The organism is Thauera sp. DNT-1, from assembly GCF_055393985.1.
On sequence record NZ_AP043752.1, the window covers coordinates 1,252,046 to 1,267,457 of the forward strand.

A 15,412-nucleotide genomic window follows, 5' to 3' on the forward strand; every position below is an offset into this window, starting at 1 on the left:
CGCGCGAAACGGTGTTCGCGGCTTCGCACCAGCGGCGGGGAGGACGGTGCCATGAGCGAGAAGATCGACCAACTGGTGGGCGAACGGCGCGCGGCCCTCGGGCGCAAGGACGGCGTCGCGGACAAATGGGGCCTGGCCCTGTCGGGCGGCGGCATCCGCAGCGCGACCTTCTGCTTCGGCCTGCTCGGCGTGCTCGCGCGCAACCGCCTGCTTGAACGCTTCGACCTGCTGTCGACCGTGTCCGGCGGCGGCTACATCGGCGGCATGCTCGGCCGCCTGCTGCACGGCGCACGCTCCGCGGACGACACCCGCGCCATCTTCGCGGCCTTCGGCTCCCAGGAGCCACGCTGGTTTCGCTGGTGGCTGCGCGCCAACGGCCGCTACCTGGTGCCGCGCGGACCGGCCGACAAGACCTTCGCGCTCGCCGTCTTCCTGCGCAACCTGCTCGCGATCCACCTCGAGCTCGGCGCGCTGGCCCTCGCGCTCGGCGTGGTGCTGGCGGCGGTCGATGTGGGCGTGTGGGCGGCGATCGCGCACTGGGTGACGGACGGGTGGGTGACGGGCGAGCGCATAGAGGCCCTGCGCCGGCTGCCCCCCTGGCTGCCCACGCTGTGGCCGGTCGCGATCCCGGTGCTGGCCGTGCTCGGCGGCCTGGCGACCGCGGCGTACTGGGTCGTGCCCTGGGTGGCGTCGGCCGGGCGGCCGGGATGGCGGCCCGGCTTCGTCGCCGTGCAATGCGTGATCCTGACGATCGTCCTGGGCCTGTTGGTGCATTACGGCGACGCCATCATCGGTCCGCAGTGGCAGCCCGGTCATGCGATCCGGATGGCGCTGGCCTGGGGTGCGATCGGCCTGGCCGTCGCCTGGCTGATCGCGATCCCGTGGGCGCGCTTCCTGTTGCGCCACCTCTTCGACGAGACCGAGCGCGATGCGCTGCGGCTCCGCGAGGAGGCGGTGCGGCGTTGGCTGGCCGACTGGCAATCCCTGTGCATGAAGGCGATCGCGGTCGTGCTGCTGCTCGGACTGGTGGACCGGGTGGCGTGGTTCCTCGCCTTCGAGTTCAAGGCGCAGGCCAATACCGCGCTCGCCCTGGCGGTGGCCGCCGCCGTGCTGCGGGCGGCGATGCCGGCGCTGGGTGGCGGCCCCCAAGGCGGAATCAGCGGCAAGCTGCTGCTGAGCCTGGGCCAGCTCTCCGGCTACATACTCAGCTTCCTGCTGTGCGCGTGGTGGGTATCGCTTGTGCACGCGGCGGCGCTGGGGCCGATGTTCGCGACCGAGGGCACGGTGGACTTCGGCACGCCCTGGCTCCGGCTGCTCGCGATCGGTACTGCGGCCGGCGGCTACGTGCTCGCCACCGGGCGGAATTTCGAGTTCCTCAACCTGTCCTCGCTGCACACCTTCTACCGCGCGCGCCTGGTGCGCAGCTACCTGGGCGCGGCCAATCCGGCCCGCTTCGGCCAGCAGGACACACTCGGGCCGACCGCCGTCGTGTCCGAGCGCGGCGCCGCACACCTCGCCCACAAGAGCGTGTTCGACCCCGACCCCGACGATGACCTCGCGCTGGAAGCCTACGCGCCGCATCGGCAAGGCGGCCCGGTGCATCTGATCGGGGTCTGCATCAATCAGACGCACGACCCGCGCGGCGGACTGTTCAACCGCGACCGCCGCGGCCTGCCGCTGACGGTGGGCCCCGAAGGCTGGGTGCGGGTGGGCCAGGAACCGTGGTTCCAGGTGACCGGTGCGGGCGCCCTCGGCCTGGGTTCGTGGGTGGCGATCTCGGGCGCCGCGGTGTCGCCCGGCCTGGGCAGCCAGACGCGCGGCGGCATCTCGGCGCTGCTGGCCTTCGCCGGCATTCGCCTCGGCTACTGGTGGACGCGCGCTGCACGGGAGAACCTGCAGCGCCCGAAACGCCGCCTCGCGGCCAAGTCACGCGGCCTGCTCAGCGAGGTGTTCTGCAACTTCAAGGGCAGCAGCGGACCCGACTGGTTCCTCAGCGATGGCGGCCACTTCGAGAACACGGCCGCCTACGCCCTGCTCGCCGAACGCTGCCGCATGATCGTGCTCGCCGACTGCGGCGCCGACCCGGACTACCGCTTCGGCGACCTGGAGAACCTGGTGCGCAAGGCGCGCATCGACCTCGGCGCGGAGATCGAATTCCTGCGCCCGCGTCCCCGCGCAGCGGGCGAGAACGATCGACCGCCCGGGGTCGAGCTGTTCGGCTCGCTCAACGATCTGGCCTCGCGCAAGAGCAACGCCTGCCTCGCGCTCGCCCGTGTGCGCTACGTCGGCGCGACCGAGCCGGGCTGGCTGGTGCTGGTCAAGCCCAACATCAGCGCCGGGCTGCCGGTCGACCTGATCAACTTCGCCGCCAGCAACCCGGCCTTCCCGCAGCAGACCACCGCCGACCAGTTCTTCGACGAGGCGCAGTGGGAGAGCTACTACCAGCTCGGCTTCAATCTCGGCGACGTGCTCGACAGCGACTTGCTGGAGGCGCTGCGCAGTCGCCATGCGACGCTGTTCGAGTCCGACACCGGCGCCCTCACCGCCGCGACGCCCCGGGCCTCCGTTACCCCGGCGACGGTGCCGGCGGGCGCGGGCGCGGCCGCCGCGGCCGCCGCCGAGGCCGCGGCCAGCCGGCTGCCCGAGCGCATCCGCAACAGCGCGGTGAGCGCCTCGATCGGCATCGGCGCGGTGGCCACCGTGCTGGTGTCCTCATGGCAGGCGATCGACGGCGCGATCGGCGCCCTGGCCGAGGAACGCAAGACCGAACGCGCCGCGATCCTGAAGATCACCGAGGACTGGGCCGCCCTGCCCGGACGCGACCGCTGCTCGACGACACTCATGAGCGAGGAGCATCCGAAGCTCACCGCGCTGGCAGGCAGCTTCCTGCACCATGCGGACGCGTTGTGCGCCCGACGGGAGGCCGACTGGCTCGCGGAATCCAGCCTGGTGCAGGAGATCTTCGACGAGGTTGCCGAGCGCTGCGGCCTGGTCGAGACGCGCATGCGCAGCCGCGCGTGCGCCGCGCTCCTCGTCGCCAACACCCGCCCGGACGCCGGGGGCGCCGAATGGCCACAGATCTGCTTCGCCGGGCGCCCGGCCGCACCGGCCAAGACCAGGCTGCCGACTTACTGGGCCTACCGCTACGGCTTCGAGGCACAGCGGGGCAAGTCCGCACACCCGGCCGACTCCTTCGCCGAGGCACGCGAGTTCGCCCGGGAGGAACACAACGCCGCGCTGGCCTGCCCCACCGTGGCGCTCGCCGGCGAACAGCCGACCCCACCGACCGCGCAGTCCCCGACGGCGAAGCCGCCCCCTCCACCCACCGCTCCGCCCCCACGACCGGCGCCCGTGCCGCCCGTCGCGCCTGCGCCTGCGCCCGCGCCTGCGCCCGCGCCCACTGCGCCCGCCGCGGTGGAGGCGAACTCGAAGATCTGCGCCGGCACGACCATCTACCTGCAGATCTTCGGCCCTACGCAACGCGACACGGTTCGCGACTACCGGGACGCCTGGCGCAAGCTCGGCGCCTCGGTGCCGCCGATCGAAGACGTCGAGGCCACGGCGCGCGCGGCGCAGCGCACGCCGCCGCGCCAGGTCGCGCTGACCACCGTGCGCCATCACGATCCCGCCTCGAAGCGCTGCGCCGAAGAGCTGGGCAAGGCGGTCGGTTTCGGGAACTGGAAGGTCGAGCCGCTCGCGGCATCGCTCAAGCCGACCCGCGGCGTGATCGAGGTCTGGATCGGCCGCGAGATCCCCGCCAGGCAGGGCGAAGCCAAGTAAGTCGACGCCGTCATGCGCATCGCGGGCGAGTGCGCGCCTCCGCGGCGGTGACGCGATCGAAGCTCAGCCCCGGCGCTTGTCGGCGACCGCGCCGGGCGGCGACAATGCGGGTCCCGCCGGCTCGTGGGCGTTCCCGCCGCGTCCGCCCTGCCTTGCCCCGACCTCCGAGCCCCGTCCGCGGAACCCCGCCGGACCTGCCCGAGCCGGTCGGCGCCGGCCGGGCGGCACGACGCGGCCCTCGTACCCGCAGCAGCAAACCCAGCCCGCGGCATCGACAGCGGAGCCACGATCATCCTGAACACACCCGGCAAGACCCCCGACGATCCTCTCCGCGCCGGCCGCCCCTCCACCCTGCGACGCCTGCTCGGCTCGCGCGCGGGCGTCGGCGCGGGCGTGCTGGCGATCTCCGCGCTCGCCTTCGCCACCTTCCACCACGAGACGGTGAACGTGGCCCTCGTCGAGGAGGGACCGCTGCGCCAGGCGATCGTGGCGAGCGGGCGGGTGCGCACGCCCGAGCGCATCGTGGTATCGGCGCAGATCGCCGGGCGCGTGCAGGCGGTGGAGGCGCGCGAGGGCGACACGCTGGCGCCGGGCCAGGCGCTGCTGCGCCTGGACGAGCGCGAGTGGGGGGCGGCCGTCGCCCAGGCCGGCGCCGCCGTGGTGCAGGGCGAGGCGCGCCTGCGCCAGCTGCGCGAGCTCGGCCTGCCGGTGGCCGAACAGGCGCTGCGCCAGGCCGAGGCCACGGCGCTGCAGGCGCAGCGGCACCATCGGCGCGTGCAGGAGCTCGTCGCGCGCGGCTTCTACAGCCAGGCACAGCTCGACGAGGCGCGCCGGGCGCTCGACGTGGCCGACAGCCAGGTCCGCAGCGCCCGCCTGCAGCGCGCCAGCCAGCAGCCTGGCGGCAGCGAGATCGAGCTCGCGCGCAGCGCCCTGGAACAGGCGCGCGCGGCGCTGGCCGCGGCGGAGACCCGGCTGAGCTACGCGACCCTGCGCGCCCCGGTCGCGGGGACCGTGCTGACCCGCAACGTCGAGGCCGGCGACACCGTGCAGCCAGGCACGCCGCTGATGACGATCGCCCCGGCCGGCGCCACCGAGCTCACCGTGCAGATCGACGAGAAGAACCTCGCCCTGCTTCACCCCGGCCAGGCCGCGCTGGCCTCGGCCGATGCCTACCCGGGCGAGCGCTTCGCCGCCGTGCTCGCCTACATCGCCCCCTCGGTGGACGCCCAGCGCGGCTCGGTGGAGGTCCGCCTGCGCGTACCCGAGCCGCCGCCCTACCTGCGCCACGAGATGACGGTATCGCTCGACATCGAGGCGGCGCGGCGCGAGCGCACGCTGGCCGTGCCCGCCGCGGCGGTACGCGAGTCCGGCGGGGCGCAGCCCTGGGTGCTGGTGGTGCGCGACGCCCGTACCGCACGCCAGCCGGTGCGGCTGGGCATCCGCGGCGCCGGCAGGGTGGAGGTGCTCGAGGGCCTCGCCGCCGGCGAGGCCGTGGTGCCGGCGCCGGCCGACGTGCCCGCAGGGCGGGCGGTGCGGACGCGCGTGCAGCCATGAAGTCGTGGATGCCCTTCGAATGGATCGCCGCGCTGCGCTTCCTGCAGGAGGGACGCATGCAGTCGCTGCTGATCATCGTCGGCGTCGGCGTCGGCGTGGCGGTGATCGTGTTCATGTCGGCGCTGCTGTCCGGTCTGCAGGCCAACCTGGTGCGCCGCACGCTCAGTTCGCAGGCGCACATCGTGCTGCTGCCGGCCGAGGAGGTGGCGCGCCCGCAGGCCTCGAGCGGGCACGACGCGATCCGCCTGCAGAAGCAGGCGCAGCGGCTGCGCTCGATCGACCAGTGGCAACTGCTGCGCGACCGCCTCGAGGCCTGGCCCGAGATCGCCGCGGTGTCGCCGGCCGCCTCCGGCCCGGCGTTCGCGGTGCGTGGCGACGCCAGCAAGGCGGTGACCCTGCTCGGCATCGAACCCGCGCGCTACCAGCAGGTCATCGACCTCGGCGGACGCATCACCGCCGGCGAGCTGCGCGTCGGCGCCGGCGAGGCGGTGATCGGCATCGAGCTGGCCAAGGACCTCGGCGCCGACGTCGGCGACAAGCTGCGCATCCGCGGCGCGCAGGGCGAGGCCGAGACGCTGACCGTGACCGGGCTGTTCGATCTCGGCAACAAGGGCGTCAATGCACGCAACGTCTATGTCGGCCTGCGCACCGGTCAGACCCTGCTCGACCTGGTCGGCGGCGTCTCCAACATCGACCTCGCCCTCCACGACCTCGACCTCGCGGAGGACGTGGCGCAGCGCATCGCCGCCGAGTCCGGCCTGATCGCCGACAGCTGGATCCGCACCAACGCGCAGTTCGTCACCGCGCTCACCTCGCAGCGGGTGTCGAGCAACGTGATCCGCTTCTTCATCGCGCTCTCGGTGTCCTTCGGCATCGCCAGCGTGCTGGTGGTGTCGGTGGTCCAGCGCAGCAAGGAGATCGGCATCCTGCGCGCGATGGGCGCCACGCAGGCGCAGATGCGGCGCATCTTCCTGCTGCAGGGCGGCATCGTGGGTTTCCTCGGATCCTTCCTGGGCTCGGCGCTGGCGTGGGCCTTCCTGATGCTGTGGCGGATGCTCGCGCGCAACCCGGACGGCACGCCGCTGTTCGACATCGGCGTCGAGCCCGCGCTGGTGGCGATCGCCGCGGGCGGCGCCAGCGTGGTCGGCATCCTCGCGGCGCTGCTGCCGGCACGGCGTGCGGCAGGGCTCGACCCGGTGGTGGCGATCCGTGGCTGACGCGGTCCTGAAACTCGAAGGCCTGCGCAAGGCCTACGCCGGCGCGGACACGGAGTACGAAGTCCTGCACGGCATCGACCTGCGCCTCGGGCGCGGCGAGTTCGCTGCCCTGATCGGCCCCTCCGGCTCGGGCAAGAGCACGCTGCTCAATCTGATCGGCCTGCTCGACCGCCCCAGCAGCGGCCGCCTCGTCATCGATGGCGAGGAGACCGCGACGCTCGACGACACCGCCCTCACCCGCCTGCGCGGCGAACGCATCGGCTTCGTGTTCCAGCACCACCACCTGATCCCCGCCTTCACCGCCGAGGAGAACGTCGCCATGCCGCTGCTGATCGCGCGCGGGCGGCCGGACGCGGCGATGTTCGCGCGCGCCGGCGAGCTGCTCGACCGCGTCGGCCTGGCCCGGCAGCGGCGCCAGCTCGCCAACCGGCTCTCCGGCGGCCAGCAGCAGCGCGTCGCCATCGCCCGTGCGCTGGCGATGTCGCCCGCGCTGGTGCTCGCCGACGAACCCACCGGCAACCTCGACACGCACTCGGCGGACGAGGTCTTCGCGCTGCTGCGCGAGGTCAATCGGCAACTCGGCACGAGCTTCCTGATCGTCACCCACGACCCCCGCCTCGCCCGCCGCTGCGACCGCATCATCGAACTCGTGGACGGGGTCGTCGTCTCCGACCGGCCCAACAACGCCGCGTCGCCGGACTCTGGCCCGGTCGACGGCTCATGAGGCCGCGAGCGCGACGAAGCTCATCCGACCGTGTAGCCGCCATCCACGACGATTTCCTGGCCGTAGATGTTCCTGGCGCTGTCCGACGCGAGGAACACCGAGAGCTCGGCGATATCCTCCGGCTGACCGAATGCGCCAGGCATGAGCCGGGACGTGATCTTCTCCGCGACGGCCCCCAGGATCTCGGGCGGCAGCCCGACCGTGCCCCACAGCGGCGTCCCGATCGGGCCGGGGGCGATCGAGTTGACCCGGATGCCCAGGGGGGCGAGCTCGGCCGCCAGGGTCTGGGACAGGGACTTCAACGCAGCCTTGCTGGCGCTGTAGATGGCCAGCCCGGGAAAGCCGACCTGGGTCAGGAAGGTCGTGATGAACTGGATCGAGCCCCCCTTGCGGATGTGGGGAACGAAGAGACGCGCGGTTTCCGCCGCACCGAAGAGATTGACCGAGAACTGCGTATGGAAGGCTTCGGCGGTGCTGTCCGCGAAAGACACGACGCGCGCGATGCCGGCATTGGGCACGACGACATCCACACCGCCATGGACGCGGACGGCTTCATCGACCAGGCGCTGCAGGTCCTCGGCCCTGGTCACGTCACCCGCCACGGCCCGGACTTGCCCGGGCCACGCGGTCTCGAGTGCCTTCAAGGCGTCGAGATTGCGCGCGAACGCCACCACCCGGGCGCCTTCCTGCGCATAGCTTTCGACGATCGATTTGCCGATCCCGCTGCTGGCGCCCGTGACGACGGCCACCTTGCCTTCAAGCTTTCTCACCATGTCTCGCTCCTGAAATACGATGGGGTCAGGTCTTCCATTTGCTCATCCATCTCCAGACAGCTCATCAGGCCCCCTTTGCGTCGCGCTCACGCTCTTCGCCCACAAGACGGGAGCAGGCGCGCATTTCGAATGCGCGCCCCTGATGAACACCCTTGGCCCACTGAATCCTTTCATCTCCTTGCCCGGCGCTCCGTTCTGCTCACGCCGATCAGCGCCATGCCAAGTCCGAGCAGGATGAGCGATGTCGGCTCCGGCACGACGAACGCCGTCGAGGTTCCAGTCTTGCCCAGTCCAATGATATCCGTATTGGCGATATCCCAATTTTCGGCACCGAGCCTCGTGAAGTCGCCCGCCGTTCGCATATCGTTGGCGCTGACGCAAGAGACGCCCGGGTCGCCGCATCGTTGGTTGTTGGGGTTGAGCGTGAAGAAATCCGAATCGAGCGCGGCGCTCCAATAGCCCATCACACCGCTACCGACACTCAGATAACTCGAGAAGTTCTGCGTCCCTGCCGGAGAGATCATCGTATTGACCTGGCTATTGACATCGGCACCAGAGGTGAAGTCGAAACGCGCAAGAAAATAGCAGCCGGCATTATTGTTCGCTGCGCAGCTCACCCCCTGATAGGCGCCCTCGGCGTTGCCGCTCCGACTGCCCCCCTGGCCACGCCTGGCGAGATCGGCGGCACTGAACGGCGAGCTGATGTTCTGATTGTTGTCGTCCCACCAATAGAAGTCGAGCACCCCACCCTGGGTCGTATCCGGCGCAGTCCCGGGGTTATTGATGTGGGGGACATTCGGATCACTGCCGGATTGCAGCAGCTCGATTGGCTGCCTGTGGATGGATCCGTCGATCCTCCGCGCCTTGCCAGCCTGACCCACCCTGCCGGCTTGATCCTTCACTCTAGACGGTGGCAAGTGACAGGCAAGGGAAATGATGCGGCGGCGCGGAACCGAGCCCGCCGTCGTCCTCTTGCAGACGCTGAAACCGGCGTGCCGACGCTACTTGCTCGCCAAGGCCGCAAGCGCCGCGCGCACGCTTTCCAATGCCCCCGGAAAGTCGAACACCTCGATCTGGCGTCGAACCTCTTCAAAGTCCATCAGCAAGGTCTCGCGCAGGGCCTGCCGATTCTCCGCAAGGAAGCTGATCGCCGTCGTGTCGTCCCCGGTCAGCAAGGCCTCGAGTCGCACCAGCACGCTGGTGTCCACCCGTCTTGCAGGCATCTCCTGCACCATTACCCGATTCGCACGCACCAGAGCATCCTGTAGCGCGGCAATCAGCCTGGGCAGACGTTCGGTCAGCGGCACCAGCGCCGCCTGCACCTCCGCACGGTCGCCGCGCTTGAGCGCGTCCTCGAGGTCGCCGGCGAGTCGATGGACGATCGTGGCGCCGACCGTGCCGGCCGCACCCTTCAGCGCGTGAGCCAGGCGCCTCGCGCCGGCAATATCGTCTTGCTGGATCTGTTCGGCGAGTTTGCGTGCATCGTCGCCATGGTATTCGGCGAAGAGCCCCAGGATAGGCGGGTAATCCAGCCACGAACCGCCCAAGGTGCGCAGGCCACTTTCCAGATCCAGATCGCCAATCGCCGACAGCCGCGTGCGCAGCTCGGCATCGGCGGCCTCCGCAGGCGCTGCGGCCAGCGGAGCCAGGTCGGCCTGCGGCGCCATCACGCCAGCACCTGCAACGCTGCACGGGTGGTCGCCTTCATCAAGTGCGAAGTCCGACTCGTCGGACGCCGACGGCGGCAACTTCCCGGTTCGCCCCGGCAGCCACTTGTGCAGGGTGGCGTAGAGCCGCTCCGGCTCCACGGGCTTGGCGATGAAATCGTTCATGCCGGCCTCCACGCAGGTGCGGCGATCGTCATCGAAGGCATTGGCGGTCATTGCCAGAATCGGCTTGTCGCGCCAGCCCGGCAGGGCGCGGATGGCGCGGGTCGCGTCCAGGCCATCCATCACCGGCATCTGCATGTCCATCAGGATCAGCGCGTAGTCGGCGGCCTTGACCCGCTCCAGGGCCTCGGCGCCGTCCTCGGCCGTCTCCACCGTCAAACCGACGGCATGCAGCAGCTCCAATGCCACCAGCCGGTTGATGGGGTTGTCTTCCACCAGCAACACCCGCGTGCCCGCCTGCTCATGGCGCAGCGCCCGCTCGGCATCGGCGCGCCGCGCCGTTGGCGCGGGCATGATGCCGTGGCCGCGCTGCAACAGCACCGTAAACCAGAAGGTGCTGCCCTCGCCCGGGATGCTATCCATCCCCGCCTCGCCGCCCATCATCTGCGCCAGGTTGCGCGTCAGCGCCAGACCGAGACCGGTGCCGCCGTATTTGCGCGTGGTGCCGACTTCGGCCTGCTGGAACACGTGGAACAGGCGCTGCCCCTGCGCCGGCGTCACGCCAATCCCCGTGTCCTCGACTTCAAAGCGCACCTGCAAGCCCTCCGCGCCATCCTTCAGCAGCTTGGCACGCAGGACGATGCTGCCCCTTTCGGTAAACTTGACCGCATTGCCAGCCAGGTTGAACAGACATTGGCGCAGGCGCATCGGGTCGCCACGCAACCACGTCGGCACGGCGTCGCCGTCGAGCTCGATGTGCAAGCCCTTGGATTGGGCGGACGGGCGAATCAACGAGGCGACGTGGTCGAGCACCGCCGAGAGGTGAAAATCTTCCAGCGCCAGATCGAGTTTGCCGGCCTCGATCTTGGAGAGGTCGAGGATGTCGTTGATCAGGCCGAGCAGATGCCGGCCCGATGCCTCGATCTGCTCCAGCCGCCCGTCCTGCTGCGGAGTGACACCATCCTTTCGCAGCAGATGAGTCAGTCCGATGATGGCGTTCATCGGCGTGCGGATCTCGTGGCTCATGTTGGCCAGGAAGGCGCTCTTGGCCTGACTGGCGGCCTCGGCCTGCTGTCGCGCTTGCGCCAGTTCGGCGGTGCGCTGCGTCACCAGGTCTTCGAGGTGGTGGCGGTGGCGATCCAGTTCCTCGCCGAGGCGCTTCTTCTCGGTGATGTCCTCCTTCACCGCGACGTAATGGCTGATACGGCCATCCGGCTGCCGTAGCGGTGCGATATGGGCGAACTCGACATAGTACTCGCCGCTGGCCTTGCGGTTGACCAGTTCGCCCTTCCACGTCTGCTCGGCCGTGAGCGCCGCCCAGATCGCGTCGTAGGTCGCGCGCGGCGTCCTGCCGGATTGCAGAATGCGCGGGTTCCTGCCGATGACCTGCTCGCGCGTGTAGCCTGTGGTGGCCAGAAACGCGGCATTGACGTATTCGATCTCGGCCGAGAGGTTCGTGATGACAATGCTCTCCGGGCTCTGCTCCACCGCCAGCGCCAGCTGGCGCAGCGAAGTTTCCGCGCGGCGCTGGTCCTGCAGCACGCTCAGCAGTGCCTGGCGTCCACGTTCCAGTTCCCGCGCGTGTTGCGCCACGGAGGCCTCGGCCCGCTTGCGCTCGGTGATGTCGGTATGGGTGCCGAGCATCCTGAGGGGCTTTCCGGCATCGTCGAATGCGACGATCTTGCCGAGCGAAAGAATCCACTTCCAGTCCCCGTCGCGCGTTTTCTGACGGAATTCCACCCGATACTGCGCAGTTCTTCCCGCCACGTAGTCCGCGTAGGCGCGTGCCGTGATCTCCCTGTCGTCCGGATGAATGCGCTCGATCCAGGCTGCATTGGTTTCGACAAAGGTTTCGGGGGCATACCCCAGCATCGCGGCGTACTCCGCGTTGACGAGTGCCTCGCCGGACTGGACGTTCAGGTCATACAGGCCGAGGTTCGTGGCCTGCAAGGCGAGCCGCAGTCTTTCTTCGCTTTCGGCGAGTGCCGATTCCGCCCGCTTCTGGCCGGAAACGTCGATGCAGTATTCCACGCACCTGTTCTCGTCGAGCGCGCTGCCGGCAAACACGAACCATTGCCGCGAGCCATCCTTGCGCAAGTATTCCTTCTCGTACGGGCCGACGCGGCCGTTCGCCCGGAACGACTCCATCTCCGCGATGCTCGTCTCGATGTATTCCGGCGGCGTGAACGTTTGCCAGGTCAACTGGTGCGCGTCCACCTCCTGCCGGCTGTAACCCATGATCTTCAGAAAGGTGTCGTTGGCATCGATCAGGGTGCCGGAGGTCACGTCCCAGAACATCACGCCCACGTTCTGGACATCCAGAGCCTTCCTCAACCGGTTTTCGCTTTCGCGCAGCACGGCGGCCGCCTGCTGTGCGCTCACCAGCCGCTGCTGGCGCCACAGCAGAGCGACCCCGAGGCTGGCCAGCAGCATCAGCAGAACGCTCAGCAGCCCGGTGGTCCAGGCCTGCCGACGCACCGGCGCATGGATCTCGTCCTCATCCACCTTGGCGACCATGAACCAGGGCGTGTTCATGACCCTGCGAACGACGGCGAGCACGGGGGTGCCGCGATAGTCCACGCCTTCGACCACGCCCTGCACCCCTTGCACCGCCATCGCCGCCGGAAGGAGCGGGTTTGTCGCGATCGGCAGCCGCAGCCTGAGCGCCGAATCGGCGCGGTGGCGCAGGTCGTTCAGAGAAACCAGCTCGTCGCCTTCGCGCCGGATGAGAATGGTTTCCGCGCTGGCGCTGGGGGTGGGCCAGCGCTGGATCAGGGGGTACAGAAAGCGGCGCGGGTCGATGACGACCAACAGCATGCCGATTGCCGGCTCCCCCGCCTGGGATGACAAGCCGACCGGCGCGGCGAAGATCATCTGGATGGACTGGTCGGGCAGGCGATGCAGGTCGCTGAAGGAGACCTCGCGCGCCAACCGATTGCGCCGAACATGCTCGCGGCCATGCGCAAGGTTCGCGGCATCGCCGCAATACGTTTCCGGAACCGCCAGGCACCGCTCGCCGGCCGCATCGAACAAGGCCACCGCGCGGTAACCGTGACGCTGCTGGATTCCGCTCATCCATGCCTGCACACTCTCGAGGGCCTGGGCGTCGTCCGGCCTCTGCAGGTAGCGGGCCGCCTGCGGCACATCCTGCATGGCCTCGGCATCGGCGTACCGTTCCGTCATCCATTGGGCGATCTGCTCGACCTTCGTGTCTGCGATCTGGCTGAGCGTTTCCGCGGCAAAGTGGCGGGCCTCGGCCTGCTGGTTGTGGTAATGCCAGCGGCCGCCGGCGCCGATCAGCGCCACCGACAGCGCCAGCACGAGCAGCAGCCGCGCGCCGAAAGAGCGGCCCATCGGGCTTGCGGGGGGAGTCGGGCTCGAGGTCGGGGTGCTCATTCGGCGATCCCGCCCTCTTGCGGAAGATCTGCCAGATCCTCGGCATAGCGCCGCGGTTCATCCAGCCGCTGGCGCAGGGCGTCAGCCTCGCGCTTGAGTTCGAGGATGCGCCCCTCGCGGCCCAGCATCACCTCGTACCACTGCTGCAGTTCGGCGAGCTTTTGCCGAAGTTCGGCTTGCTGGCGCTTCTTGCTGACGATGCGCCAGATGGATTCACCGAGCAGACGAACCGTTTCCACGTCGGCGCCCGAATAAGGCTCGGGCTTGTTGCCGACCCCGGTGAGCATGCGCACCCGCCCGTCTTCGATCACCGGCACGCTGATCAGCCGCTCCAGGCCCGCATCGCCTTGCGGCAATCCATGCTTGTCCGGCGCATTGGCGTAGTCGTTGAAAACCACGGGCGCACGAAGACGCAGGGCATCCGCCCAGACGCCGGCCTGGCTGACCGGGCAATGCTTGTCGCGGGTGGCGCGGCAATCCTGTTCCAGCGTGGCACGCGGCCAGGTGACCCGCTCGATGGTCTCCTGGTCGTCGTCGACGAGATGAATGACGGCGATCCGGCTACCGGTCAGTTCCTCGGCGAGTTCCTGCCCACGCTGCATGAACGCGGCTTCGTCGAGCGCCTCGGCGGCCTCCGGCAGGTTCAGCAGGGCTTGGTCACGGCGGGCTGCGAGCGCAAGCGCAAGCTCGCCCCTCTTGCGCTCGGTGACGTCCGTCAAGGTGCCGCGAACCGTCATGCCGCTCCCGTCCGGACCGCGCTCGACCACCTGACCGACCACACTCAGCCAATGGATGCTCTGGTCGGGGTGGATGACACGAAAATCGAACGCATAGTGGTCGGGGCCGCCGGGCGCCAACGACTGCCGGATCGTCTCGTGTGCGCGTGCGCGGTCGTCGGGGTGGGTTACGTCGAGGAAGGTGCCGAACTCCCAGTCGTCCTGCCAGGGCAGTCCGTAGAGGGAGTCGTGGTTCTTCGAGCGCGACATGCGGTCGGTCGGCACGCGATAGTCCCAAACGGCTACCTGGGCCAGCTCGGTGGACAGACGCAGGCGTTCCTCGCTCTCGCGCAAGCGCTCCTCCGCCTGCCGACGCGCCGTGATGTCGTGCGCCAGCACCAGTTCGCACTCCCGTCTGTCGAACTCCAGCACGTGCGAGGTGATCTCGACTTCGATCACACTGCCGTCTTTCTTCAAGTGCCGCCAGACGCCCGCCTGATCGAGGCCCCCTGCGGGCAACTCGCCCAGATTCTCGTAAAGGCGCGGCAGATCCTCGGGCGGGCGAATGTCCTTGATCGTCATGGAGAGGAATTCGTCCCGCGAATAGCCGTAGTGGCTGACTGCCGCATCGTTCACGGCCAGGAAGCGCAGTGTCGCGAGATCAAAGACCCACATGGGGTTCGGGTTCGCATGAAAGAGATGGCGGTAGAGGGCGTCGCTCTCGCGCAATTCCGCCTCGGCGCGCTTGATCCGGCGAATGGCCAGGACAAGGACCAGGGTCAGCACCGCGGCGACCGACAATCCTGCCAGCAACGCGATAACGGCACGATGGCGCGCTTCGGCCTCTGCCGTGCGCGCCGCCACCAACTCTTCCAGCCGCTGCTGGTAGTGCCACATCCCCTCTTCGAGACTGCGTCCGGGGGTGATGTCATGAATCATCGACAGCAGCAGAGGACGTCCATCGAATTCGAAGGGATGGGAATACACCTCGACGGTACGGAGCTCGCCACTCGCCAGTCGATGGCGGAAGATGAAGTAGTTGCGGTTTTCCTTTTCGGCAAGGGCGCGCTCGGCCGCCACCAGCTCCGCGCTGAAGGTGTTGATCTGCGCGATGGTCATGGACCGCAGTGCATCGCGTCCGTAACCATAGAAGTCCGCCGCGGCCGGGTTGGCATCGACGATCTGCCCGGAGGCCGGGTCGATCAGCAGCATCACGACGCCGTGATCGTCGAACACCTGGCGGAAATCGGGCACCTGTGCGAACAAGGTGGAGGGAATCAGCGCCAGCCACAGCGCGGCGAGGATGTGACGCAGGGAGATGGGCGGCGCGCTCGCGGCGCGCGGCCACGACGCCGGCCGCCCGGCGCGCCGATATTCCATGGCGGAGGCTGCGGCGATGTCGGCTGTGCTCGGCGTCATCATG

At 69.2% G+C, this 15,412-nt stretch carries 8 protein-coding genes; 4 read left to right on the forward strand and 4 right to left on the reverse strand.

What is annotated here, in order from left to right:
- The first annotated feature begins 51 nt into the window (after positions 1-51).
- The 4 genes from ACZ5PP_RS05835 (at position 52) to ACZ5PP_RS05850 (ending at position 7,275) form a co-directional block, all read left to right on the forward strand.
- A complete protein-coding gene (locus ACZ5PP_RS05835) occupies positions 52-3,780 on the forward strand; it encodes a patatin-like phospholipase family protein (protein ID WP_464826864.1) in 3,729 nt (1,242 codons plus the stop codon).
- A gap of 393 nt (positions 3,781-4,173) precedes the next feature.
- Positions 4,174-5,334 carry an efflux RND transporter periplasmic adaptor subunit gene (locus ACZ5PP_RS05840; RefSeq protein WP_464826865.1) on the forward strand — a complete coding sequence of 387 codons (1,161 nt, stop codon included), beginning with the start codon at positions 4,174-4,176 and terminating at the stop codon, positions 5,332-5,334.
- An 8-nt stretch (positions 5,335-5,342) separates the two neighbouring features.
- The gene (locus ACZ5PP_RS05845; protein ID WP_051021759.1) at positions 5,343-6,551 is read left to right on the forward strand and encodes an ABC transporter permease; all 1,209 of its coding nucleotides are present in this window, start codon (positions 5,343-5,345) and stop codon (positions 6,549-6,551) included.
- Complete coding sequence (locus tag ACZ5PP_RS05850) at positions 6,544-7,275, forward strand: ABC transporter ATP-binding protein (RefSeq protein ID WP_004319054.1); 732 nt, start codon at positions 6,544-6,546, stop codon at positions 7,273-7,275. The genes ACZ5PP_RS05845 and ACZ5PP_RS05850 overlap by 8 nt, the downstream gene beginning before the upstream one ends.
- A gap of 20 nt (positions 7,276-7,295) precedes the next feature.
- On the opposite strand, the gene ACZ5PP_RS05855 is transcribed toward ACZ5PP_RS05850, so the two are convergent.
- From ACZ5PP_RS05855 to ACZ5PP_RS05870, 4 genes are all read right to left on the reverse strand, one after another.
- Complete coding sequence (locus tag ACZ5PP_RS05855) at positions 7,296-8,048, reverse strand: SDR family NAD(P)-dependent oxidoreductase (RefSeq protein ID WP_004319055.1); 753 nt, start codon at positions 8,046-8,048, stop codon at positions 7,296-7,298.
- A gap of 170 nt (positions 8,049-8,218) precedes the next feature.
- On the reverse strand, positions 8,219-8,950 hold the full coding sequence (locus ACZ5PP_RS05860) for a PEP-CTERM sorting domain-containing protein (RefSeq protein ID WP_464826866.1): 732 nt from the start codon (positions 8,948-8,950) through the stop codon (positions 8,219-8,221).
- A 99-nt stretch (positions 8,951-9,049) separates the two neighbouring features.
- Positions 9,050-13,273 (reverse strand): PAS domain S-box protein, encoded by a 4,224-nt coding sequence (locus ACZ5PP_RS05865; RefSeq protein WP_464826867.1) that lies wholly within the window; start codon positions 13,271-13,273, stop codon positions 9,050-9,052.
- On the reverse strand, positions 13,270-15,411 hold the full coding sequence (locus ACZ5PP_RS05870; protein ID WP_287472242.1) for a PAS domain S-box protein: 2,142 nt from the start codon (positions 15,409-15,411) through the stop codon (positions 13,270-13,272). The genes ACZ5PP_RS05865 and ACZ5PP_RS05870 overlap by 4 nt, the downstream gene beginning before the upstream one ends.
- Between the last annotated feature and the right edge of the window lies 1 nt (position 15,412).

What these genes read in the sequence shown, in the direction of transcription:
- ACZ5PP_RS05835 (WP_464826864.1), top strand. Translation starts at nt 52, where the DNA reads ATGAGCGAGAAGATCGACCAACTGGTGGGCGAACGGCGCGCGGCCCTC.
- ACZ5PP_RS05845 (WP_051021759.1), top strand. Translation starts at nt 5,343, where the DNA reads ATGCCCTTCGAATGGATCGCCGCGCTGCGCTTCCTGCAGGAGGGACGC.
- ACZ5PP_RS05855 (WP_004319055.1), bottom strand. Translation starts at nt 8,048, where the DNA reads ATGGTGAGAAAGCTTGAAGGCAAGGTGGCCGTCGTCACGGGCGCCAGC.
- ACZ5PP_RS05865 (WP_464826867.1), bottom strand. Translation starts at nt 13,273, where the DNA reads ATGAGCACCCCGACCTCGAGCCCGACTCCCCCCGCAAGCCCGATGGGC.
- ACZ5PP_RS05870 (WP_287472242.1), bottom strand. Translation starts at nt 15,411, where the DNA reads ATGATGACGCCGAGCACAGCCGACATCGCCGCAGCCTCCGCCATGGAA.